Here is a 22,649-nt window from a genome sequence, read left to right as displayed (position 1 = left end):
CCACACTCCCGACGCGAAGAGAGCGCCCATGACGAACGCCGAACAACCCATCCGCGTGCTCGCGGTCGATGACGACGCGATGGTGCTCGACCTCGTGCGCGTCATGTTCAAGGGCGCCCCCGACATCGTCCTCGTCGCCACCGCCTCCGACGGCGACGAGGTCATCGACGCCGTCACGGCCTATCACCCGGACGTCGTTCTCATGGACGTGCAGATGCGACGCCTCAACGGCATCGACGCCACCGCCGCGCTGACGAAGCGGCCCCACCCGCCGCGCGTCGTCATCCTCACGACGTTCGACGAGAAGGAGTACGTGCCGCGCGCGATGGACGCGGGAGCGGTGGGCTTCATCCTCAAGTCGGCCGCGAGCAAGGAGCTGTACGACGCTGTTCGTGCAGCGCACGCGGGCGAGAGCCCGATGTCGGCGCGCAGCGCGGGTCACCTGCGCTCGGGCTACCTCGACGGCGGAGGCGAGGGGCGTCGTGAGGCACGTCGCCTGCTTCAAGGGTTAAGCGAGCGGGAGGTCGAGATCGCCCGGCTCGTCGCGGCGGAACGCACGAACCCGGCCATCGCTGCCGAGCTGTTCCTCAGCGAGAGCACGGTCAAGCAACACGTCGCGACGATCCAGCGCAAGCTCGGCGTCGAAGGACGCATCGGCATCGCGATGGTCGTCGTGCGTGCCGAATGACCCGTCGCTCGTGACGCTCAGCTAGCCTCGTTGAGCTTTGCCATCTCGTCGGGGGTGAGCTGAGGCGCGGCGAGCGCCTCGTCGAGTTGCTCGAGTGAACTGACGCCGACGATCGGTCGCAGGCTCGGCTCGCTCTGCACGAGCCAGCTGAGCACGACCTGCCCCGGCTTGGCACCGTGCGCCTCGGCCACCTCGGCGAGAGCTGCGAGACGCGCCGTCGTCCCCGGGTGGTCGTAGACGTCGGGGAACGGCCGGTCGGCTCGGTCGTAGCTGCCCTGCACGAGCGGGCTGTAGGCCCAGCACTCCATCTCCGGGTGGGTCTGCAGGTAGTCGACCGTCTCGTCGGTGACGAAACCGAAGCGGTGATCCTTGCCCGGCACCTGCGTGTCGGGGCGCGGACGCACGTAGCTCGTCGTCAGCTGCAGCGCCGTCCACGGCTCGACGCCCTGCTGCTCGGCGAGCATGCGCGCCTGTTCGACGCGCCACGTCGGGTGGTTGCTGGCGCCCAGGCGCTTCACCGTGCCGTCGGCCACGAGTGCGCCCATGGCCGCCACGACGTCGGCCATCGGGGTCGACCGGTCCTCGCCGTGGGCCCAGTACAGGTCGACGACGTCGATGTCGAGCCGCTCACGGCTGCGCTCGAACTGCGTGGCGATGACCTCCGGCGCAAGGCCTTCCCACTCGGTGAAGTCGCCGGGGCGCACCGGCTCCTGTGCCACCTTCGTCGCGATCGTCAGCCCGTCACGAACGCCCGGATTGGCACCGAGCCACGCGCCGATCGTGGCTTCGCTCTGGCCGCCGGCGCCCGTCGGGTCCGCCCAGAACGCGTAGCAGTTCGCGGTGTCGAGCACCGTGCCACCGGCCTCGACGTAGCGGTCCATCAGTGCGAACGAGGTGGCCTCGTCCGCCTTCGTGCCGAAGTACATCGTGCCGAGGACGAGGTGGGGTGCGATCGGTGATGCCGAGGTCATCCCGCCATCCTGGCACGCCTCAACGGCGGGGGGTTCGCTCGATCCAGGCCGCGGGGATGGTGAGGCTCCATAGCGACTCGCTGTCGTGGAGGCGGTAGCTGCGCAGCGCGCCCACCCGAAGCAGACGCAGAGAACCGGCGATCATGACGAACGCGAGCGGCAGCTCGAGCAACCCCGCCGACAGGAGGGACTCGCCGCGTTCTGCGGGTGCCGCCGTCATGACGTCGAACCAGGCGTCGCACGCGAGCAGAACGCCGGTGGCGAACGAGAGTGGCATGACGACCTGCTTGCGGCGCCATCCGCAGTACGCCGTGAGTGCCATGAGCGTGGCGAGGAGCAGGTCGAAGCCGACCCACGTGTAGCGCCAGTTGTGTGCCCGGTACTGCACCGGCAGCGTGAGGTTGAGGTAGAGCACCCACGGCACGAGCACGATGGCGCCACTGATCATGAGGCCGAGGCGGACCCTGCGGATCGTGCGGATGTGCGTGGGCAGAACGTCGTTCATCGGACGTTGCAGGCGTTCGATGAGATCGCGGCGCTCAGCCGTGCTGAGCGCCGCGATCTCATCGTCGGAAAGGACCATCGAGGTCAGCCGTTGTTGGCTCCGCAGTTGCAGCCGCCACAGCCGCAGCCGCCGCCACCCTGGCCGGCCGCCTGGGCCTGCATCTGCGCGCGGATGTCGTCCATGGGCAGTTCGCGGATCTGACGGATGAGGTCGTCAACGGCGTTCGCCGGCAGCACGCCGGAGTTGGAGAAGACCATGAGGCCGTCACGGAACGCCATGAGCGTCGGGATCGACTGGATGTTCGCCGCCGCCGCGAGTTCCTGCTCGGCGTCCGTGTCGACCTTCGCGAAGACGATGCCCTCGTGCTTGTTGCTCGCCTCCTCGAAGACGGGCGCGAACTGACGACACGGGCCGCACCACGCCGCCCAGAAGTCGACGAGGACGATGTCGTTGTTCTCGATGGTCTCGGTGAACGTGTCACCGGTCAGTTCGATGGTGGCCACAGGCCTTGCTCCTCGAAAAAGATTGTGGTTCGTCGACCATTCAAACAAACACCGGAGGCAAACCCTTCCCGCCGCGCCCGCCGGCCAGAACCGAACGCCCGCGCGGGCCGTGGAACCGGCGCGCGGGCGTTGTCGTCCAAACACCATGACAACAACACGACGCCGACGCTGGCCGCTGATGGTGGCGCTCGCCCTGGTGGTGGCGCTGATCGCGGCCGGTGTCGCCGTCGTCAACCTCACAAGGCACGATTCCTCGTTCCGCGAACCGACCCAACCTGCGCCTGCCTACGCACATGCTCTCGAGGAGCAACTCGAAGAGCGGCCCGGCGTGGCAAGGGTTCGCGCCGAGGAATCGATCGAGTGCATCGACGGCTGCAAGGGTCAGCGCTACGGGTTCGACATCGACATCGACCTCACGGACGACGCCACGGCCGCGAACGTTCGGGGCGCCGCGGCCTTCGTCCGCAGCCGCTACCCCGAGGGCGCGCACCCGATGGCGGCAAACATCCCCGCGTCCATCCACTTCTTCACCGCCGGGTTGAACGCGAACGGTGACAACAGCCTCTCCGTGACCACCTCGGGCCCAGCCCTGACGGCGGCGCAAGCACACGCCTTTCTCGACGTGGCGCGCACGAACCCGCGGACGGAAGCGCGCTTGCTCCCCGACCGCGCACAGCCTGCGGCGAAGGCGACCTTCGTCGTCGAATCCGACGTCATCGCAACGAAGTGCGAGGATCTCGACACCGTGAGCGCGCCAACGGTTGCGGCCCTGACGAAGGCGGCCGGCACCGATGGCACTAGCACTCATCTGACCTTCCGGTGCGCGCAGACGTACGCCACCGTCGCTGTGGGTCCGACGACGCGGACCCACGGATGGTCGGATGCCGCGACGGCCTTGAGCACACTGGAAGCGACGCCGCAATCGAGTGCCGCGGAGAGGCCCTACGTTCGCCTCGGAGTGCGGGACGGCGCCACGCGTCTGTCGGTGAGCGCCCGCTCCGACGAGGCGTTGAGTCCGGAAACCCGCCGCCGTGCGAGCGTCGTCATCGAGCGCCTTCGCACGGTGGGCGCGGGGAATCCTCAGCTCGATCTCGACTGAGTCGCCCTTGCCTGACTCGACGTCGACGTCACGTCTCCAGGCGAGGCGGGCGGCGCCGATAGGTCGCCGGCGTCGCCGACATCCGAATGGGGTTGGCCACCTGTGCGAGCCCGTCGACGTCGACCCGCATGTGGAGCCCCACCTGGTCGGCCAGCGCGAAGGCCTGCTCGATGTCGTTGACGGGACCGGCAGGCACGCCCGCCTCGCCGAGGTCGCTCGCCCACTCCCCGGCGCTGCGCGACGACAAGGCGTCGTTCATCGCCGTCACCAGGACGTCGCGGTGCTCGACGCGCAGGGCGTTGGAGGCATACCGGGGGTCGTCAGCCCACTCGGGGTGACCGAGAACGTCGGCGAGGCGGGCCAACTGGCGTTCGTTCCCGACGGCGATGGCCAACGGCCGATCGGCCGTCGGGAAGACCTCGTACGGGGTGAGCGACGGGTGCCGGTTACCCATGCCGCGCGGCACGGCGCCCGTCATGAGGTGGGCGCCGGACTGGTTCGCGAGCGCCGAGAGCAACGACGACAGCAGCGAGAACTCGACGTGCTGGCCCTCCCCCGTCGCGTCGCGATGCCGCAGCGCGGCCAGCAGACCGACGGCCGCGTGGAGGCCCGTGACGATGTCGACCATCGCGACACCGACCTTCGTCGGCTCGTCGGGGGCGCCCGTCACGGACATGAGGCCGCCAACGGCCTGGACGAGCAGGTCGTAACCGGGCAGCGTCGACTCCCCGAAACCGGTGATCGAGACGTAGACGACGTCCGGGTTGAGCGCCTTGACGTCGTCGTAACCGAGGCCGAGGCGGGCCATCGTGCCCGGCAGGAAGTTCTCGACGACGACGTCCGCGCGCGTCACGAGCTCGCGCGCAGCGGCCCGATCGTCGTCGGAGCGCAGATCCCAGAACTCACTGCGCTTGTTGCGGTTGACGGAGAGGAAGTAGGTCGCCTCGCCGTCGTCGGTCCACGGCGGGCCCCACGAGCGGGTGTCGTCACCGCAGTCGGGGCGTTCGATCTTGACGACGTCTGCGCCCAGGTCGCCGAGCAGCATCGTCGCGTAGGGCCCGGCGAGGACGCGCCCGATGTCGGCGATGAGCAGCCCGTCGAGGGCACCGGGCGTCCGCACGTGTTCCATGAGTCTCCTCGCCGCCGTCGTCCATTACGTCAACGCGATGCCGTGCGCGCGGGTTCCCCCGCGAGTCGGCGGCCTTCGTCGTCGTGGTCCCAGGCCGACCCGAAGTCCCGGTCGAGGTGGCTGAACTCCTTGTTCCGCAGCCGCCACAGGAACACCCCGAGCGAGATCGCGACGCAGCCCAGGAGGTAGACGCGGAAGCCCTTCTCGTTGCCGTCGCACCGAGCACCGGCCACGTGATGAGCAGCGAACCGACGCCGAAGTTGAGCAGCATCGTGAGTCGTCCGATGCGCCCGCGCTGGAAGCCACCGGCGTGTAGGAGGTGTCACCAAGCGGGTCGCCTGCCGTTGCGGCGGTGCTCGTCTGGGTCAAGGTGCCACTCGTCGGCGCCGCGGTCGGGTAGAGGACGTACGGCAGGAAGGCGCCGTCGCGACCGTTGGTGCTGCGGGAGGAACCGAACGTGTTCTGCCACGGCACGAAGACGAGAAGTCCGCTGGTGTTCGGCGGGTTGGAGGCCGCAACGGCGGGCGCCGACGCGGCGACGGCCCGTGTGACTTGCGCAACGGCGAACGATTCGTCGAATGGACTGCCTGCGCGGATGGTGCGATCACAAGGGCGCCGCGACGCGCCGTCTGCCTACTCGCCCGTAAAGTAACTGCGAGTCCACTCCCCCACCGCCGAAGGTCCCCCACGATGCGCATCGCCCTGTCGTCCTACCGCAGCAAGCCGCACAGCGGCGGTCAGGGCATCTACGTGCGCAACCTCAGCCGCGAGCTTGTGGCGCTCGGCCACGAGGTGACGGTGTTCTCCGGCCAGCCCTACCCCGAACTCGACGAGGGCGTGCGCCTCGAGAAGGTGCCGAGCCTCGACCTCTACAACGACGAGAACCCGTTCCGCCGCCCCGCGCGCTCGGAGTTCCGTGACGCCCTTGACGTCGCGGAGTTCGCCGGGATGCTCTCAGGCACGTTCCCCGAGCCGCGCACCTTCGGGCGTCGTCTGCGTCGCCTTCTCACACCGCGCGTCCGCGAGTTCGACGTCCTGCACGACAACCAGACCCTCGCGCCCGGCATCCTCGCCGTCGAACGCGCCGGGCTGCCGGTCGTCACGACGATCCACCACCCGATCAGCGCCGACCGGCGCCTCGAGATCGCTGACGCCCGCACGCCGTGGCGCAAGTACACGAAGTGGCGCTGGTACTCGTTCGTGCCCATGCAAGCCCGCGTCGCCCGAGCGAGCAGCCGCGTCATCACGGTGAGTGACGGCAGCCGCGACGACATCGTCCGCGAGTTCGGTGTGGACCCGCAGCGCCTCCACGTCGTCCCGGTGGGCGTGGCCGTCGACGTCTTCACGCCGAGGCCGGAGCAGAAGGTGGCGGGGCGACTCACCACGATCACGAGCGCCAACGTGCCGCTCAAGGGTCTCGACATGCTCCTCGACGCCGTGGCTCAGCTGCCCTCGGACGCCTGGAGCGAACTCGTCGTCGTCGGCACGGCGAACGGCGCCGCACGACGGCGGCTCGCGCGTCACGGCATCGAGGAGAAGGTCCGCTTCGTCAGCGGCATCAGCGACGAGGAGCTCGCCGAGCTCATCGCGAGCGCCGAGGTCCACGTCGTGCCGAGCCTCTACGAGGGCTTCTCGCTGCCGGCCGTCGAGGCGATGGCATGCGGGACGCCGCTTGTCGCCTCCCGCGTCGGCGCGCTGCCACAGCTCGTCGAAGGCACGCCCGACGACGAGTGCGGTGATGCCGGTCTGCTCGTCGAGCCGGGTGACACGACGGCCCTGGCCGAGGGCATCGAACGCCTTCTCGCGGATCCCTCCCTGCGGGACGAATTCGCGATGCACGGGCGCGCCCGTGCGGAATCCACGTACAGTTGGCGGGCCGTCGCCCGCGCCACCGTCCGTGTCTACGAGCAGGAGATCGCCCGTGCTGACCGTTGATTTCGATCGTTTCCCCGTCGAGCCCGGGATGAGTGTGCTCGACGTCGGGTGCGGTCAGGGCCGTCACAGCTACGAGGCCCTGCGCCGCGGCGGCGACGTCACAGCGTTCGACCTCAACGAGGACGACCTCGCCGAGGTCGCCACGATGTTCGGCGCCATGGACGCCGAGGGCGAGGTGCCTTCGTCCGCGGCTTACCGCACGGTGGCCGGCGACGCCCGCCGGATGCCGTTCGACGACGCGAGCTTCGACCGCGTCATCGCCTCCGAGGTGCTCGAGCACATCGTCGACGACGAGAGCGCGATGGCCGAGATCGCACGTGTGACGAAGCCCGGTGGGCTCGTCGCCGTCACGGTGCCGCGTTACTGGCCGGAGAAGATCTGCTGGATGCTCTCCACGCCGTACCACGAGGTCGAGGGCGGCCACGTGCGCATCAACAAGGGCTCGGACCTGACGAAGCGCCTCGAGCGTCAGGGCCTCGAGGCGTTCGGCACCCACCACGCCCACGCGCTGCACTCGCCGTACTGGTGGCTCAAGTGCGCCGTGGGGGTCGACAACGACACCAACCCCGCGGTCAAGGCGTACCACCGCCTGCTCGTGTGGGACATGATGAAGGCGCCCAAGCTGACGCGCACCGCCGAGAAGGCGCTCAACCCCGTCATGGGCAAGAGCTTCGTCGTCTACCTGCGCAAGCCCGCCCAGGTCTGATGCCGCCCGCCCTCACCGCAGCGCAGATCGCCGAGACCGGCGCGTTTCTCGCCCGGATGCAGGGTGACGACGGCGCGCTACCGTGGTTTCCCGGTGGGCAGTGGGACGCGTGGAACCACACCGAGGCGCTCATGGGCCTGACGGTTTCGGGCGTCGTCGTTGGCGCGACCGACGAGGTGGAGGGTGAGCGGCTGCTCGCCTGCGCCCGAGCGGGTTTGGAGCACCTGTCGCACACCCAGCGTCCTGACGGGTCGTGGCCGATGGAGGTGCGTGATGGCGCTGTCGTCCACGCCGAGAGCGACACGAACCAGTGTGCCTACCCGGCCGTCGGCGTGTGGCACTACGTGCTCGCGACCGGTGACGACGAGGTCGGCGCGCGCTACTGGCCGATGGTGCGCGATGCGATCAACCACGTCCTGACGGCGCAGCGCGACGACGGCACCATCGCGTGGGCGATCAACCCGCGCGGTGGCCTGGGTGATCACGCGCTGTTGACGGGCAACGCGAGCATCCTGCAGTCGTTGTGGGCGGCGTGCGCGCTGGCGCGGCGACTGGGGCACGAGCCGGGCGAGTGGCCGCAGGCTGCGCGCCGGCTCGCTGACGCGGTGCGCCGCGCGCCCGAGGCCTTCGCCGACCGTGACCGCTTCTCGATGGACTGGTTCTACCCCGTCCTCGGCGGCGCGCTCACGGGTGGCGCCGCGTGGGCACGGCTGGAGGCCGACTGGGCCCGGTTCGTCTGGGTCGGTGAGGGCGTGCGGTGCGTCGACGATCGGCCGTGGGTGACGGGCGGCGAGGGCGCGGAACTCGTCATGGCGTTGTGCTGCCTCGACGGCACACGTCACGAGGCGCGGGCGCGTGAGCAGGCACGCCGCGTACTCGCCGAGATCCAGCGGTTGCGCGACGGCGACGGCGCGTACTGGACGGGTTTCGTCGTCGACGACGACGCCATCTGGCCCGAAGAACGCACCGGCTGGACCGCCGGCGCGGTGCTGCTCGCCGCCGACGCCCTCGATGGCCTCACGCCGGCGGCGAACTTCTTCCACGCGATGACGTGGCCCGAGGCGCGCGACGCCGCGACGGCCTCTTCGTTCGCGACTTCCCTCCCCCGTTCGATGCAGGAGACACGATGACCCCGCAACTGCCTCAGCACGTGCTCGACGCGTTCGACGCGACGACCGGTTTCATGCCGCTCGACGAGGGCCGCGCGCTCTTCGAGGCGGCCTGCACCGCTCGCCCCGGCGCGTGGTTGGAGATCGGCACCTACTGCGGCAAGTCGACGGTGCTGCTCGCCCAGGCCGCGCGCGAGGTGGGCGGCACGCAGATCGTCACGGTCGATCATCACCACGGCAGCGAGGAGAACCAGCCGGGGTGGGAGTGGCACGACACGACGATGGTGGACGAGCACTCGGGGTTGCTCGACACGTTGCAGAGTTTCCGCCGCACCTGGGACAACCACGTCCGCGACGTCGTCTCGGCCGTCGTCGCGACGACGGAGCAGGTGGCCGCGTGGTGGAGCACTCCCGTGGAGTTCCTCTTCCTCGACGGCAACCACGTGGAGGAGATGGCGCAGCACGACTATGCGGCGTTCGCGCAGCACGTGGCGCCGGGCGGGTTGCTCGCCGTCCACGACGTCTTCCCCGACCCGAATGACGGCGGTCAGGCGCCCTGGCACGTCGTGGAGCGGGCGCTGGCCGAGGGCTTCAAGGAAGTCAGTGTGACCGGCTCGCTGCGGGTGCTCCGACGCGCCTGACGCCCGCGCCCGGTCAGCGGATCAGTGCTGCCCCTTCGACGGTGCCGCGCAGGCGGCGATCGGGATGTCGCGTTCGCGCGCCCATTCCTCCCACTCCGCGGCGGTGCGGGTGGCGAGGGCTGCGCTCAGCGCGCTGGCTGCGTCCGGCCCGTCGGGCAGGTCAAGGGCGTCGCGTAGGCGGGCCCAGAAGTGGTCCTCGAGGGCGGCGACGGCGACCCAGCCGTCGGATGCTCGGTAGAGCGCGTACTGCGGCAGGGAGCCGCCGAGGGGTCCCTCGGGTGTCGTCATACCGTGACGGGCGGGGGCGGCGAAATCGTAGGCGACGTCGCTGAGGGCGACCTCGCGATAGCTGCCCGCGCCGGTGCGGGAGCGTTCGACGAGGGCTGCGAGGCCGGCGGAGACGGCGCGTTCGGCGCCGCCGAGGTCGGCCATGAGGACGCGGGGAAGCGACGGCGGGTCGAGGGTTCCGTTGACGGCCTGGTAGGTGAGGTCGTGGCCGGCGATCTCGGCTTCGTCACCAGGGTGCCCGACGATGGCGACGTGCACGAGCCGCGGGTGGGCGGCGTGCAGGGCGTCCCAGCCGAGGCCGAGTTTGGTGAGGGCCGACGGGCGCGACGAGGTGAGCAGGATGTCGGCGTCGGCGAGCAGTTCCTCAACGGCTGCCTTGCCCTCGTCGGACTTGAGGTCGTGCGTGACGATCTCCTGCCCCTCGGTGAGTTCGCGGTAGTAGGCCGGCGCGGCGGCCTCCATGAAGTCACCACTCGGCGGCTCGACCTTCGTCACCTGCGCCCCGAGCCGGACGAAGTGCATGGCCGCCGCGGGCCCCGGGAGGTTCGGCGCGAGGCTGACGACGCGGACGCCGCTGAGGGGAGATGTGCTCATGGTTGGGACTCTCTCACGCTCGAAGCAGACGCGGCGGCCGAAGGAAAGGGCTTCGCACGTCACGGCCCGCCTCCAGCGAGATACTGGCTCGCGAACCGACGACATTCCCACCCCGTGCGACGCGCTAGCAATTTGACGTCGGCTAGTAGGCTCATCTGTGGCGCAGCCACCCGTAGGGCTAAGGCAGATGAGCCTAGTCTGGGACACAAAAACGGCCCAGTCAGATGACTGGGCCGTCTAGCCAAGGATCCAGTGGAATCCCGGCGGGGCTGCCCGAAACAGTAGCATCGAAACTGGGCCTGCTGGGCCCCCAACGGGCGTCGAGACCGCTGGGGTCGAAGGAACGTCCGGCCCAATGTGGCGACTCGCCGTTGCTTTCAGCTAGGCTGGCGGCACACCCCCAGATGCTTCGGCTACTGGTTAGAAGGCCTCGCCGTTCGGCGGGGCCTTCGGAATTTACCCCCAACCAGCGGGGCGCCGAACGACTCCGTGCTCGTCTTCAATCTCAGCAGGCAGCTGGCACGAGCGCAGCATCGCCGGGGTGATCTGAACGTGGTAGAGCGGCCCGGTCTGCTTCAACTCATTGCTCGCACGCTTCACTTCCATCGGTGACAACAGAGCAAACTCCGCGCCGAGGTCGGAGGTGAGCAGGTTCAGCGCGGCCACCAAATCCGAGTCATTCGTGCAGACCACACAGAGATCCGCCCTGCGATGGAAAGCGTCTGTCAACAGGTAGCTGGCCAAAGCGACGTCCGACCCCTTCTCCTCGGTCTTCTTCACTTTGACCGTCTTGGGCTTCCCCTCAGCGTCGAACTCCGTGGGGTGGACAGGCATGACCCGCGGATCGATCCGGAACTTGCCAAGGTGCACCGAGGTCTTCTTGCTCGCCCTCAAGGCGCGCAGGTATGCCTGCTGCCGCTGCGGCGATGAAGGATCCTTTCCGGGCAGCGGCTTGATGATAGCCGTGAAGTAACGCAGGGAAACAAGGTCATGCTCAGGAAAGGCTGAACGTGCCAGAGCCTCCAGGTCGAGCCATTTCTCGGTGTGATGTCCAGCGAGCAGGCGCCGATAGAGGTTGAACCCGTCGATGTAGACGGCCATCGTGGGGCGAGTGCGAGCAATCCCTTTCGTCGGGGACACTGCGATGCCCCCGCGCTCATCGTGCTCCTCGTTCATGCGGCCTCCGCAGTGACGCTCATTGCAGTCGGCCGGCGCCGACCCTTCTTCACGCGCTCGACCCCATGTGTGCCCCCTTGAGCACCAGGGGACGACCCGCGCGGGCTTCATCTAAGCACTGCACCTCCGGCCACGTCCTCGACCACGCGAGGCAGCCCAACGTGAACCGGGCTGAGCAGCCCTCGTCCTCGATACTCTGAGCGGACCACATCGCATCATCGAGAGGCACGCATGTCGACGCAGGGCTTGGGCAACTTCATTTGGTCGATCGCCGATCAGTTGCGGGGTGTCTACCGGCCGGCGCAGTACGGCACGGCCACGTTGCCGTTCGTCATCCTGCGCCGCATGGAGTGCGTCATGGCCGGCAAGCGCGAGGAGATGCAAGCACTCGCGGAGTCGACGCCGAACGCGAGTGTCATGGCCGCGAAGCTGCGCAAGACCCACGATCTGCACTTCTGGAACACGAGTGACTACACGCTGAAGTCGCTGCTCGGTGACCCGAACGCGCTGGCCGAAAACCTCCTCGAGTACACCTCGCACTTCTCCGAGAACGTCTCCGACATCTTCGACCGGTTCTCGTTCGACAAGACCGTTCACAAGCTCGCCGAGAAGGACCGCCTGTTCCTCATCGTCGAAGCATTCAGCAACATCGACCTGCACCCCGACACGGTCTCGAACGCCGACATGGGCGAGGTGTTCGAACACCTCATCTTCAAGTTCTCGACCGCGTCCAACGAGACGGCCGGTGAGCACTTCACCCCGCGCGACGCGATCCGGCTCATCGTCGACCTCGTGCTCGCCCCGGACGACGATCTGCTCGCGACGCCTGGTGCGGTGCGCTCGATCTACGACCCGACGGCCGGCACCGGCGGCATGCTCTCGGTCGCCGAAGAGGCCATCCTTGAGATGAACCCGAAGGCCAAGGTCACACTCGCGGGCCAGGAACTCAACGACGAGTCCTACGCCATCTGCAAGTCCGACATGATCGGTAAGGGCCAGGCCGTCGAAGCGATCCAACTCGGCGACACACTCCGCGAGGACAAGCACGCCGGCAAGACCTTCGACTACTGCCTCTCCAATCCGCCCTACGGCGGCGACTGGAAGGCGTCCGAGCAGGTTGTGCGCGCAGAGCACACCAGGGGTGGCGGACGATTCGACGCGGGCCTCCCCCGCATCAGCGACGGCCAGACGTTGTTCCTCCAGCACCTCGCAAGCAAGATGCGTCCCGCAAAGTCGAGCGATGCGAACTCGGGTGGCCGCGCCGGCATCGTCCTTAACGGCTCGCCGTTGTTCACTGGCGGCGCGGGCTCGGGTGAGTCGGAGATCCGCCGGCACCTCATCGAGTCGGATCTCGTCGATGCGATCGTGGCGTTGCCGACGAACATGTTCTACAACACCGGCATCGCCACGTACGTGTGGATTCTCGACAACCACAAGCCCGCCGAGCGGCGCGGCAAGATCCAGTTGATCGACGCGCGCGAACGCTGGACGAAGCTGCGCAAGAACCTTGGGTCGAAGAACCGGGAGATCAGTGAGGCGGACCGCGCCGAGATCGTGAAGATCTACGATGCGTTCACCGATGGTGAGCAGTCGAAGATCCTCGAGCCGGCCGATTTCGGGTACTGGGAGATCACGGTCGAGCAGCCGCTGCGGCTGCGGTTCGAGGTCACCGACGACACCCTCGGGGCGGCGATGGCTGCGAAAGCCGTCGCGAAGCTGAGCGACGACGAGCAAGCGATCGTGCGCGCCGGCCTCGAGTCGCTGCGCGGGCAGACGTGGCTGAGCCGGGATGAGTTCATCAAGGCGCTGCGTCTCGCCCTCAAGGACGCGGGGCAGGCATTCGGGGCGCCCGTGGTGAAGGCGGTCTGGCAGGCCGTCGGTGAGCACGACGATGACGCCGAAGTGTGCACGGACAGCAAGGGCAACGTCGAGGCGAACACCGACCTGCGTGACACCGAGCTCGTGCCGTTCCGCGACACCATCGACGCGTACTTTGAGCGTGAGGTGAAGCCCCACGTGCCGGACGCCTGGATCGACACGACGAAGACGAAAATCGGCTACGAGATTCCGTTCACGCGGCTGTTCTACAAGTACGTGCCGCCTCGCCCGCTCGCCGAGATCGACGCGGAACTCGAGATGCTGGGCAAGGAGATCATCGCGCTGCTGTCGGAGGTGGAGGGATGAGTCAGTGGCCGACGATTGCGCTCCATTACCTCGTACGCTTCGGCAACGGCCAGGATTACAGTGACGTCGAACTGGCCGATGGGCCCTATCCGGTCATCGGATCAGGCGGCCCGTTCGCGTCAACAGATCAGTACCTCTTCGATGGCGAGTCAGTGCTTTTCGGGCGCAAGGGGACAATCGACAAACCGCGCTATGAGACCGGCCGTTTCTGGACAGTCGACACGATGTTCTACTCAGTCCCTGGCCCTCGGGTAGTGCCGAGGTGGCTGTATTACTGGGCGCTCACTGTTCCGTTCGGCCTCTACTCGACGAGTACAGCTCTACCCAGCATGACGAGCGCAGTTCTGGGGCGCTTGCGTGTTTCGCTCCCGTCGATCACCGAGCAGCGCGCCATCGCCGACTACCTCGCCCGCGAGACGGCGAAGATCGACACGCTCATCGAGAAGCAGACGATGATGATCGAGCGGCTGCGGGAGCGCGTCACCGCGGTTATTTCGCACGCCATGGATCAATCCAGCGCAGATGAGCATGTCTCATTGCGCTACCTCACTCGGACACCGATCGCCGCAGGGCTAGATGCAGTTGGCGACAGCGAAAACCCCTCTGAGTGGCCCCGGTTCGTTCGAACTACGGACATTGCGACCATGACTACGTTGCACGACGACCGCCGCGTGACCGTCGATCCCCGCCTATCCACAACGGCAACATTGAGGAAAGGTGACATTCTCGCCACTCGCGCTGGCGCGACAGTAGGGAAAAGCTATTTGCACTCGACCGACGAAGTCGCTGCTTACGCCGGTTATCTCGTTCGCGTCCGTCTACGCCCTGCGGTAGCCGATGAGAGGTTTGTTGCCTTTTGGATGCGTTCCGAAGATTACTGGCAGCAAATATCGGCGGGCGCCATCAAAGCAACGATCGAGAACTTCAGCGCTTCGAAGTATCGGGCGCTACGTATTCCACTCCCACCCCTCACCGAGCAGCGCCAGATCGCTGATTACCTCGACCGTGAGACCGCGAAGATCGACACGCTCATCGCGAAGGTCGAGCGCCACATCGAACTCGCGAAGGAGCGCCGCGCGGCGCTCATCACGGCGGCCGTCACCGGCCAGATAGACGTCGCGACCTCAACCCAGAGTGGGGACGCAGCATGAGCCAGACACACGAACTGACCTTTGGTGGCGAGCTCTGCGCCTACCTCGAAGCGCATGGCTGGCTCGTCAGCCAGAACGACGCCGGCTATGACCGCGAGCTCGCGTTGTTCCCGGAGGACGTGTTCGCGTGGCTCGAGGCGACGCAGCCGGAGCAGCTCGCGAAGAAGGTCAAGCCGTCGATGAGCCAGGGCGAGCAGGCGAAGGCCCGCACGAAGCTGCTGCGTGCCCTGGCGGATGACTTGAACGCGCCGGATCCGCAGGGCGGCTCGTTGCAGGTGCTGCGCACGGGGTTCAAGAACACGCCGGCAACGTTCACGATGATGGAGAAGCGCCCGGAGAAAACCTCGAACGCGAAGGTGAACGCGCGTTATGCCGCGAACCGGTTGCGCGTCATGCGGGAGGTGCGCTACTCGACGAAGAACGAGAACCGCATCGATCTGGTGCTGTTCGTCAACGGCATCCCGGTCGCCACCGTCGAGCTGAAGACCGACTTCAGCCAGAGCGTCGAGCACGCCAAGCGCCAGTACCGGGAGGACCGCCCGCCGGCGGGCGAGCCGTTGTTGGCGTTCGGGGCGCGCGCTCTCGTGCACTTCGCGGTCTCGAATGACGAGGTGTGGATGACGACGCGCCTGGCCGGCAAGCACACCCGGTTCTTGCCGTTCAACCGTGGCGATGACGGGCACGCGGGCAACGGCCCGGACGAGGACGGCGGGTCTCCGACGACGTATCTGTGGCGCGATGTGTGGGCGCGCGATCAGTGGCTCGACATCCTCGGCAAGTTCATCCACTACGAAACCGACAAGAGCATTGATCCGAAGACGGGCAAGCAGTCGGGTTCGAAGGCGCTGATCTTCCCGCGCTACCACCAGCTCGATGCGGTGACGAAGATCGTCGCGGACGCCAGACAGCTCGGCGCGGGGCAGACGTACCTCATTCAGCACTCGGCCGGCTCGGGCAAGACGCGCTCGATCGCGTGGACCGCGCACCGCCTTGCGACGCTGCATGATGCGAACGATACGAAGGTGTTCGACACCGTCATCGTCGTCACCGACCGCACGGTGCTCGATGATCAGTTGCAGGAGGCGGTGCGTCAGATCGAACCGGCCGCCGGCATGGTCGCCACGATCAACCAGAACGAGGCCGCGAAGGCGCTGACCGATTCGGACTCGACGTCGAAGTCGTCGTACCTGACGAAGACGCTCGCCTCGGGCAAGCTCATCATTGTTGTCACGATCCAGACGTTCCCGTTCGTGCTGGACAAGATCGCCTCGGAGCAGTCGTTGAAGGGCCGACGTTTCGCGGTCATCGCGGACGAGGCGCACTCGTCCCAGACAGGGCAGACCGCGGCGAAGCTCAAAGAGGTGCTGTCGCCGCAGGAGATCGCGGACATGCAGGACGGCGGCGAGGTCAGCGTCAACGACCTGCTCGAAGCGAAGATGGCCGCGCGCGGGGACACGGACAATGTCTCGTTCGTGGCGTTCACTGCGACGCCGAAGACCCGCACCCTCGAGTTGTTCGGCCGGCCCGACCCGACGACGGATCTGCCGCGCCCGTTCCACCTGTACACGATGGCGCAGGCGATCGAGGAGGAGTTCATCCTCGATGTGCTCGCCTCCTACACGACGTACGACACGGCGTTCCAGCTCGCGACGAAGTCCGGCAACGCCACCCCTGATTCGGCGCTGGACGGTGAAGGGATGCTCGTCGATGAGCAGGTCGCGACGAAGGGGCTGATGCACTGGGTGAAGCTGCACCCGACGAACATCGCGCAGAAGGTGCAGATCATCATCGAGCACTTTGACGCGAACGTGAAGCATCTGCTCGACGGGCGCGCGAAGGCGATGGTCGTCACCGATTCGCGCAAGGCGGCGGTGCGCTACAAGCACGCGATGGATCACTACCTGGCCGAGCACAAGATCGAGGCGTACACCTCGCTCGTGGCGTTCTCCGGGGAGGTCGAGGATCCGCAGACGCCGCAGAACCCGCGCGAGTTGCTCAAGGGCAACACCAAGCACAGTGAAGCGACGATGAACCCGAAGGGCACGAAGGATCTGCGCACGGCGTTCACCGATGACGCCTACCGGGTGATGATCGTGGCGAACAAGTTCCAGACCGGCTTCGATCAGCCGCTGTTGTGCGCGATGTACGTCGATCGCAAGCTGTCGGGGGTGACGGCGGTGCAGACGTTGTCGCGGCTCAACCGGTTCAAGCCGGGCAAGCGCACGATGGTGCTCGACTTCGTGAACTCGGCCGACGACATTCTCGCGGCGTTCAAGCCGTACTACGAGGAAGCCGAGATCGTCGAGACGACCGACCCGGACTCGATCCACCGCTTGCAGCGCAAGCTCGACGCGGCCGGCCTGTACGACGATGCGGAGGTCGACGATGTTGTCGAGAAGTTCGTACGTGGTGCCGGCAACACGGCGTTGTCGGGCGCGCTGACGCCGGTCAAGCGCCGGTTCGTGGAGCGGCGCAAGGCGGCGCGGGCGAGCAAGGACGCGGTGGAGCTCGAGGCGTTGGCGATGTTCCGCAAGGACCTGCGTTCGTTCGCCAAGCTGTATGACTTCCTCAGCCAGGTGCTCAACTTCGAAGACACCGACGTGGAGAAGCGTTCGATCTTCTACCGGCTGCTCTCACCGCACCTGCGTGATGACGACGAGACGCCCACGGTCGATCTGTCAGAAGTGTCGTTGCGGCACATCGCGACGACGAAGCAGGCCGATAAGAAGCTCGACCTGGCGGCGGGGGAGAAGATCAAGCTGAAGCCGGCCAGCTCGGCCGGCACTGGCCAGCAGCGGGATCCGAAGATGGTGCTGCTCGATGAGCTAGTGGAGCGCCTCAACGAGCGCTTCGCAGGCGAGGGTTTCAAGGACGATCAGATCAAGGCGTGGGCCGGTGGCATCCTCGCCGAGATGCAGGACGACGGCGAGCTGCGCGATCAGGCACAGGCGAACTCGGAAGACCAGTTCCTCGAGTCGACAACCCTGCGCGACGCCCTCGTCCTCGCTGTCGGCGATTCCCACGACGCGCAGGAACGCATGGGCGAACTGCTCAGCACGGACGACGCAGTCGAGACAACGCTGCTCGACATCATCGGGCGGTTGCTGTATCGCGAGTTGCAGGGGGATGCGTGACGGCCGAATCGGATAATCCCGCATGGATTTACGACGACCTTCCTGCCGAGGTGAACACATCACTACTCACTCCCAGGCTGGGTCGCGCTTGCGCTGAACTCTTAGCGCCGGAGGGGCTCTGGCGACTGCGAAAAGTTGACCGGCTGGTCTTGGGCGAGAGGACGGAGGGGCGGCGCAGACTTTCTGTCGATTTGATCGCTCCGTCCATGGACCAACTTCGATACGGTGAAGGTGCAATCACGCAGCTTCTCATCCCTGTTACGATGCTGCGAAAGGAGCCGCTGCGCGACTTCGACTTTGAGATCGAGGGGCGAGCCGCGCCGGTCTTGTCTCGGTTCGACAACGCTTCGCTTGCCACTGCTGCGGTGATGGCTACGTTTGAGACGGCGGAGGGGAATCTGGAGGGCTCAAGTGGGTTGATCAAGGCAGTTTGGGCTTTGATCGTCGGGCGCCCCGAGGAAGCTCGCGAACTGCTTAAGGGGCTCAGGCAGTCGGGCGAGTACGACGGCGATAAGGTAGTAGATCCTAGCCTCATTTCAGATCAGTCCCTGAGTCTCTTGGATCGACTCTGTGAAAACTATCTGCTTGTAGGAGTGGCGCCCGAGTCCATTGCGTCCCGTCGCATACTGGTTAAATATTCTTTCCATTGGGATGTGCAATCGGATGCGGGGCGGCCCTCCTTGTTGACACGGATTGCCACTGCGGCCGGATATCGAGATGGCTTCCTGCAAATTGAAACAAGTGCGCCTTTCGAGGCGGCTTCTTATCATCTCGAAGTGAAACTACCCGATGATTTGCAGTCCAGCTTGCTCGCCGTCCTGCTCAAAGTAGATGAGGCCGTAAGCTCTGGACCCGACGAAGTGGTGAGCGACACTCAATTAACCCAGGTTGCGCACCTTGAGGGCCGTCTAGACGAACGTCACGATGGTATCGCCCGCATGGCTGTCCGGGTGCCGACGCCGGGACTCCGGACCGTTGCAGGCCTCGTTTGCCTGTTCCTGTTCCTGTTCTGCCTGGGCGACAGGCTGCTCCCGCATGGGCATCCGGCCCTCGTAGCTGCCGGCGGCGGGGGCGGAGCTCTCCTCCTCGGTGTGCCCGCTGCCGTTCTAGCGATGCAAGCGCGTCCGGGGGAAAGCGCCATGACCAATATGTTCGTCCAGCCGCTGCGCTGGGTCATCCTCGGGGCGGCGGCGTGCTTGTTCGTCTGTGCGACCACGGTCGTAGGAGATCTTCATCATCCTTGGGTCGATGTGTGGTGGTGGACCGTGCTAGCCGCTTCAGGCGCAGCAACGATTTTTCTAGGTCTCGGGAGCGTTGTCAGCGGGCGGGTGCATGATGTGGGTACACGAACCGATGGAGGTCACAATGGCTAAGGCATCTCGGCAGAGCAGCGCGAACGACCGCGCCTTAAAGATGTTCGCCTCCACGCAGGTCTACGGGCGCATCACCTCAGCGGAGGCGCGTCCTTCGTCGCGCAGATGGGTGGTTTCTCAACCGCAGATGCCCACGCGCTCAGCTGCGACCGGGCACCACATCAGGCCCGAGTAGGTCCGGGCCCTACCCTTCACAGGGTTATCTCTGCGGGTCGAAGCGCGCTCACGCCCCTACCGGGATTCACTACAGGCGATGCGCTCGCGTCGGCTCTCCTGCTCGCCGCTGCGCCAGATCGCATGGCCGTGTATGACCGTCGTGTGCAGAAGGCGCTCGACATCTTGGGGATTGAGCTGAGGGCCGCGCCCTGGCCGATACGGCCGGTACATGAGCATCGTCGAGAGCCTGCGGGCTGCGCTTTCGCAGGATGGCGAGGCCTGGACGGCTCGTGATGTCGATACGGCGCTGCTCTGGCTGAGAGGGTGACGCCGAAGTACGCTGATCGCGCTCGCCCCGCCCCAGCAGTACATGCCCTCCGCCGCTCCGCATCAGCACGCCGCAGCGATCAAACCCCTGCGGCGTCACCCCAATCGCCGAACAAGGCCTCGTATGCGCAGTAGCGCTCCACCGACGTCACGGCGTCACCCCGGCGGTTCCGGGTACGCAGGACGAGACGCGCGAAGCGGGCGCCCTCGGGCCACAAGAAATCCCACCCCGTCAGATGCCCATCGCTCACGCCCCAACCTGCGCGCCGGAACATCTGCGCCAATTCACCGAACTGATGAGAACTCTGCTCCTGCGCGAGACCGGCTGCCACCCACACGGCGCGTCCGACTTCGGCGAGCGGCCCGAACTCACCGGTGGCCGGCCCGTTCGGGACGATCTGGCGCACGAACCACGCGAACAAGCCGTCCACGTCACCGTCCAGTTCACGCCCCAAAGGCGCCAGGACGAGCCGGTCCCGGTGCTTGCGCAACAAACGCCCGCTCACCATGCGCTGACGCAACTCGCGCACCTCGTGCACGTTCACCTCACGGTTCTGCTGACCGTACGGCAGCGCACCCATCACCCCCGCGAGCTCCTTCACCAGGTCCGGCTTGAGCCAGCCCGCAGAGGTCAAAGGGATGCCGTCGCCGCGCGCCAGATCGAGCACGTACTGCAACGGCTCGACGGCGAGCTGCCGCCACCCGGCGGTCCCGTCCTCCTCCAGGCCCGCACGGAAGTCATGTGCCATCTGCTCGATCTCGGCCATACGCGGCACGTCTCGCCCTTCGAGCATGCCGATCATCGTGAGATACACGGGCACGTAACAGCGATCCGAGGAGGCTTCACGCACCTGCACGAGTAGTTCGTCGAGCGAGGCACCGACCATGGCGAGGTCATCATTGACCTCCTCCACGGAGAACGCGCCCGGATCCCAGCCTGACGGCACGAACGCTCGCACGTCCGCCGATAGGCGTCCGCTGCGATGCGCAGCCACTAGGTCGTTGTATCCGTGGGGCCCGCCCGAATCCTCGAGCGGGCCCGCGTTGCGCCCCGCCGAGCAGACGGCGATGGGCGCATCCTGCGGTGCCGCCTCCACCTTCTCGACCCTGATCGTGTGGTTCCAGCCGTCACCGAAGTCGTAGGTGTAGAACAGCCTGTCCCCCACCCGACGCAACAGTTGATCGAGGACGACCTCGTCGTCGAACCCCGACGCCTCGTCGGCCTCCTCGTCATCCCGCGGCGCGAGGAACGGACCGGTCCAGATGCGCTTCTGCGGCCCGACCCAGAACCGGTGCAGATGCATGCCGTGCCAGGCGAACGCAGCGTCGATGACCTCGGCGAGGCGCTCGATCGTCATGTCGCTGCGCAGCGCGAGGCGTCGCCACGTCGCAGGTTTCACCTCGTCGATGTCGACCCGCACAGTGAGCAGACGCACGGATTGCCTGGGCTCAGGAAGGTGCGCTCGTGGCCTCGTAGGCAGCTCGCGACTGAACCTTCCGAGCCCCGCCATCCCCGGATCATCTGTGAGATGCGAGAGCACCTGGCTTTGCAGATCAGCCACGCTCGCACCGGGCGGGAGCCGACGTAACTGTTCGAAGAGGTGGCGTTCCAAATCGTCGTCGCCGGACAAATGCGTCATGGTTCAAGACTGCCAGGTGAGCATCGGACAGACTTCCACCTCTCGTCCAAACATGCGGTGCGCGCGTACACCTCGCCTGCACCACGCGGGCGCACCCGCCTCGTCCCGAAGGACGAGGCGGGTGCGCTGCTCTTGAAGGGTCGAACGTCAGTTCTGCGAGTCGGCCCCGGCCTCCTCGCGCTCCTGCCGGCGCGTGACGACGAGGCTCGAGACGGTGACGGCGAGCAGCGACACGATGATGACCGACAGCGACACGGCCGTCGACGGCGTCCACACCCAGTGCCAGACGTCGTGCGCCCAGTGCGCGATGAGCTTGTAGCCGATGAACGCGAGGATGACGGCGAGGCCGTACCCGAGGTGCACGAGCTTGCTCAGCACGCCCTCGACGAGGAAGTACAGCGCGCGCAGGCCGAGCAGCGCGAACGCGTTCGTCACGAAGACGAGGTAGGGGTCGCCGGTGATGCCGTAGACGGCGGGCACCGAGTCGAGCGCGAACATCGCGTCGGCCGCGAGCACCGCCACCGTGACGACGGCCAGCGGCGTCAGTATGCGGCGCTTCTTGCCGGTCTCGTCGGCCTCGACGACGCTCATGCTCGTGCCACGGTAGTCGTCGGTCACCGGGTAGAAGCGGCGCAGGAACTTCACCGAACCGAGCTCGCTCGGGTCGATCTCCTCCTCCTCGTCGCTGCGCGTGTCACGCCAGACCTTGACGGCCGTCCACAGCAGGAACAGACCGAAGATGACGAACATCCATGAGAACTTGGTGAGCAGCGATGCGCCGATCGCGATCATGATGGCGCGCATGACGAGCGCGCCCGCCACACCGATGAGCAGCACCCGCTGCTGATAGGCCTTCGGCACCGCGAACGCCGCGAGCAGCAGCATGAAGATGAACAGGTTGTCGACCGACAGCGACTTCTCGACGATGTAACCCGTGTAGTACTCGGTGCCGATCTGGCTGCCGTGCTGCGACCAGAGCCACCCACCGAACGCCACCGGCAGACCGATGTAGAACAGCGACCACCCGGTCGCTTCCTTCATCGAGACCTCGTGCGGCTTGCGCGTGACGATGAAGTCGAGGACGAACAGAACAAGAACACCGACGATCGTGGTCGTCCAGAGCGCCGGTGTGGCAATGGTTTCCATGATGAGAACACCTCAGTTCGCATACGTGTTGAACTGAGGTCTCCTTCACGACGACGCTGTCGCCGCTTCCGCACGGGAGCGCGGCTGGCCGCGCTCGTATTGACCGAAATCGGAACGTGGGAAGTACTCCCCTCAAGCTCCCAGCCTACCAAGGGCTCACACCGAACCCAAACAACGAGAACGCCCCGCCCCCT

At 66.6% G+C, this 22,649-nt stretch carries 19 protein-coding genes; 10 read left to right on the top strand and 9 right to left on the bottom strand.

The genetic code is table 11. The annotated features are described in order from the left end of the window. Nucleotides 1-28 precede the first annotated feature (28 nt). Nucleotides 29-688, top strand: a complete 660-nt coding sequence (locus AA983_RS05385) for a response regulator transcription factor (protein ID WP_052946882.1) — start codon at nucleotides 29-31, stop codon at nucleotides 686-688. Nucleotides 689-705: 17 nt separating this feature from the next. Here AA983_RS05385 and AA983_RS05380 read toward each other — a convergent pair whose 3' ends face one another. From AA983_RS05380 to trxA, 3 genes are read right to left on the bottom strand one after another with little or no spacing between them, the layout of a single operon-like run. Continuing rightward, a complete protein-coding gene (locus tag AA983_RS05380) occupies nucleotides 706-1,659 on the bottom strand; it encodes an aldo/keto reductase (RefSeq protein ID WP_047311003.1) in 954 nt (317 codons plus the stop codon). 19 nt (nucleotides 1,660-1,678) lie between these two features. After that, on the bottom strand, nucleotides 1,679-2,242 hold the full coding sequence (locus AA983_RS05375) for a hypothetical protein (protein ID WP_197078944.1): 564 nt from the start codon (nucleotides 2,240-2,242) through the stop codon (nucleotides 1,679-1,681). 5 nt (nucleotides 2,243-2,247) lie between these two features. Next, the gene (trxA, locus tag AA983_RS05370; RefSeq protein ID WP_047311001.1) at nucleotides 2,248-2,667 is read right to left on the bottom strand and encodes a thioredoxin; all 420 of its coding nucleotides are present in this window, start codon (nucleotides 2,665-2,667) and stop codon (nucleotides 2,248-2,250) included. A 178-nt stretch (nucleotides 2,668-2,845) separates the two neighbouring features. Here trxA and AA983_RS05365 point away from each other — a divergent pair, with 178 nt between their 5' ends. Beyond that, on the top strand, nucleotides 2,846-3,766 hold the full coding sequence (locus tag AA983_RS05365; RefSeq protein ID WP_047311000.1) for a hypothetical protein: 921 nt from the start codon (nucleotides 2,846-2,848) through the stop codon (nucleotides 3,764-3,766). 28 nt (nucleotides 3,767-3,794) lie between these two features. On the opposite strand, the gene AA983_RS05360 is transcribed toward AA983_RS05365, so the two are convergent. Beyond that, entirely contained in the window at nucleotides 3,795-4,895 is a 1,101-nt protein-coding gene (locus AA983_RS05360) for a CaiB/BaiF CoA-transferase family protein (RefSeq protein WP_047310999.1), read from the bottom strand. Between the two features lie 29 nt (nucleotides 4,896-4,924). Beyond that, nucleotides 4,925-5,128: a hypothetical protein gene (locus AA983_RS05355; RefSeq protein WP_047310998.1), complete on the bottom strand. Its 204-nt coding sequence runs from the start codon at nucleotides 5,126-5,128 to the stop codon at nucleotides 4,925-4,927. Nucleotides 5,129-5,585: 457 nt separating this feature from the next. On the opposite strand from AA983_RS05355, the gene AA983_RS05350 reads away from it, so the two are divergent. Genes AA983_RS05350 through AA983_RS05335 form a run of 4 tightly spaced genes read left to right on the top strand, consistent with a single transcriptional unit; the run spans nucleotide 5,586 to nucleotide 9,286 of the window. Next, nucleotides 5,586-6,830 carry a glycosyltransferase family 4 protein gene (locus AA983_RS05350; protein WP_047310997.1) on the top strand — a complete coding sequence of 415 codons (1,245 nt, stop codon included), beginning with the start codon at nucleotides 5,586-5,588 and terminating at the stop codon, nucleotides 6,828-6,830. After that, a complete protein-coding gene (locus AA983_RS05345; protein WP_047310996.1) occupies nucleotides 6,817-7,536 on the top strand; it encodes a class I SAM-dependent methyltransferase in 720 nt (239 codons plus the stop codon). The genes AA983_RS05350 and AA983_RS05345 overlap by 14 nt, the downstream gene beginning before the upstream one ends. Next, complete coding sequence (locus tag AA983_RS05340) at nucleotides 7,536-8,666, top strand: hypothetical protein (protein WP_052946881.1); 1,131 nt, start codon at nucleotides 7,536-7,538, stop codon at nucleotides 8,664-8,666. The genes AA983_RS05345 and AA983_RS05340 overlap by 1 nt, the downstream gene beginning before the upstream one ends. Further along, the gene (locus AA983_RS05335) at nucleotides 8,663-9,286 is read left to right on the top strand and encodes a class I SAM-dependent methyltransferase (protein ID WP_047310995.1); all 624 of its coding nucleotides are present in this window, start codon (nucleotides 8,663-8,665) and stop codon (nucleotides 9,284-9,286) included. The genes AA983_RS05340 and AA983_RS05335 overlap by 4 nt, the downstream gene beginning before the upstream one ends. Nucleotides 9,287-9,307: 21 nt before the next feature. Here AA983_RS05335 and AA983_RS05330 read toward each other — a convergent pair whose 3' ends face one another. Both AA983_RS05330 and AA983_RS05325 read right to left on the bottom strand, forming a co-directional pair. After that, nucleotides 9,308-10,168: a CaiB/BaiF CoA-transferase family protein gene (locus tag AA983_RS05330; RefSeq protein ID WP_047310994.1), complete on the bottom strand. Its 861-nt coding sequence runs from the start codon at nucleotides 10,166-10,168 to the stop codon at nucleotides 9,308-9,310. A gap of 456 nt (nucleotides 10,169-10,624) precedes the next feature. Beyond that, nucleotides 10,625-11,344, bottom strand: coding sequence for an NYN domain-containing protein (locus AA983_RS05325; RefSeq protein ID WP_052946880.1), 720 nt, complete (start codon nucleotides 11,342-11,344; stop codon nucleotides 10,625-10,627). Between the two features lie 231 nt (nucleotides 11,345-11,575). On the opposite strand from AA983_RS05325, the gene AA983_RS05315 reads away from it, so the two are divergent. The 4 genes from AA983_RS05315 to AA983_RS05300 all read left to right on the top strand — a co-directional run bounded on the left by AA983_RS05315 (nucleotide 11,576) and on the right by AA983_RS05300 (nucleotide 19,186). Next, on the top strand, nucleotides 11,576-13,528 hold the full coding sequence (locus tag AA983_RS05315; protein ID WP_047310992.1) for a class I SAM-dependent DNA methyltransferase: 1,953 nt from the start codon (nucleotides 11,576-11,578) through the stop codon (nucleotides 13,526-13,528). Further along, nucleotides 13,525-14,679 (top strand): restriction endonuclease subunit S, encoded by a 1,155-nt coding sequence (locus AA983_RS05310; RefSeq protein WP_047310991.1) that lies wholly within the window; start codon nucleotides 13,525-13,527, stop codon nucleotides 14,677-14,679. The genes AA983_RS05315 and AA983_RS05310 overlap by 4 nt, the downstream gene beginning before the upstream one ends. Next, nucleotides 14,676-17,813, top strand: a complete 3,138-nt coding sequence (locus AA983_RS05305) for a type I restriction endonuclease subunit R (protein ID WP_047310990.1) — start codon at nucleotides 14,676-14,678, stop codon at nucleotides 17,811-17,813. Before AA983_RS05310 ends, AA983_RS05305 begins: the two co-directional genes overlap by 4 nt. A gap of 206 nt (nucleotides 17,814-18,019) precedes the next feature. Next, a complete protein-coding gene (locus tag AA983_RS05300) occupies nucleotides 18,020-19,186 on the top strand; it encodes a hypothetical protein (protein WP_047310989.1) in 1,167 nt (388 codons plus the stop codon). Between the two features lie 563 nt (nucleotides 19,187-19,749). Here the strand turns inward: AA983_RS05300 and AA983_RS05295 are convergent. Then, complete coding sequence (locus AA983_RS05295; RefSeq protein WP_047310988.1) at nucleotides 19,750-21,105, bottom strand: plasmid pRiA4b ORF-3 family protein; 1,356 nt, start codon at nucleotides 21,103-21,105, stop codon at nucleotides 19,750-19,752. Nucleotides 21,106-21,456: 351 nt separating this feature from the next. After that, nucleotides 21,457-22,455 carry a TerC/Alx family metal homeostasis membrane protein gene (locus AA983_RS05290; protein WP_047310987.1) on the bottom strand — a complete coding sequence of 333 codons (999 nt, stop codon included), beginning with the start codon at nucleotides 22,453-22,455 and terminating at the stop codon, nucleotides 21,457-21,459. Nucleotides 22,456-22,649: the final 194 nt, after the last annotated feature.

Origin of the sequence: Dermacoccus sp. PE3 (assembly GCF_001021715.1) — a bacterium.
GTDB classification, from domain to species: Bacteria; Actinomycetota; Actinomycetes; order Actinomycetales; family Dermatophilaceae; genus Dermacoccus; species Dermacoccus abyssi.
Note: the sequence above shows the minus strand (reverse complement) of the source record. Positions and strands in the feature narration are given on the sequence as shown.

Coding starts and splice junctions, on each gene's coding strand:
- AA983_RS05385 (WP_052946882.1), top strand. CDS start 29: ATGACGAACGCCGAACAACCCATCCGCGTGCTCGCGGTCGATGACGAC.
- AA983_RS05380 (WP_047311003.1), bottom strand. CDS start 1,659: ATGACCTCGGCATCACCGATCGCACCCCACCTCGTCCTCGGCACGATG.
- AA983_RS05375 (WP_197078944.1), bottom strand. CDS start 2,242: ATGGTCCTTTCCGACGATGAGATCGCGGCGCTCAGCACGGCTGAGCGC.
- AA983_RS05365 (WP_047311000.1), top strand. CDS start 2,846: ATGGTGGCGCTCGCCCTGGTGGTGGCGCTGATCGCGGCCGGTGTCGCC.
- AA983_RS05360 (WP_047310999.1), bottom strand. CDS start 4,895: ATGGAACACGTGCGGACGCCCGGTGCCCTCGACGGGCTGCTCATCGCC.
- AA983_RS05350 (WP_047310997.1), top strand. CDS start 5,586: ATGCGCATCGCCCTGTCGTCCTACCGCAGCAAGCCGCACAGCGGCGGT.
- AA983_RS05340 (WP_052946881.1), top strand. CDS start 7,536: ATGCCGCCCGCCCTCACCGCAGCGCAGATCGCCGAGACCGGCGCGTTT.
- AA983_RS05335 (WP_047310995.1), top strand. CDS start 8,663: ATGACCCCGCAACTGCCTCAGCACGTGCTCGACGCGTTCGACGCGACG.
- AA983_RS05330 (WP_047310994.1), bottom strand. CDS start 10,168: ATGAGCACATCTCCCCTCAGCGGCGTCCGCGTCGTCAGCCTCGCGCCG.
- AA983_RS05325 (WP_052946880.1), bottom strand. CDS start 11,344: ATGAACGAGGAGCACGATGAGCGCGGGGGCATCGCAGTGTCCCCGACG.
- AA983_RS05315 (WP_047310992.1), top strand. CDS start 11,576: ATGTCGACGCAGGGCTTGGGCAACTTCATTTGGTCGATCGCCGATCAG.
- AA983_RS05310 (WP_047310991.1), top strand. CDS start 13,525: ATGAGTCAGTGGCCGACGATTGCGCTCCATTACCTCGTACGCTTCGGC.
- AA983_RS05305 (WP_047310990.1), top strand. CDS start 14,676: ATGAGCCAGACACACGAACTGACCTTTGGTGGCGAGCTCTGCGCCTAC.
- AA983_RS05300 (WP_047310989.1), top strand. CDS start 18,020: ATGGACCAACTTCGATACGGTGAAGGTGCAATCACGCAGCTTCTCATC.
- AA983_RS05290 (WP_047310987.1), bottom strand. CDS start 22,455: ATGGAAACCATTGCCACACCGGCGCTCTGGACGACCACGATCGTCGGT.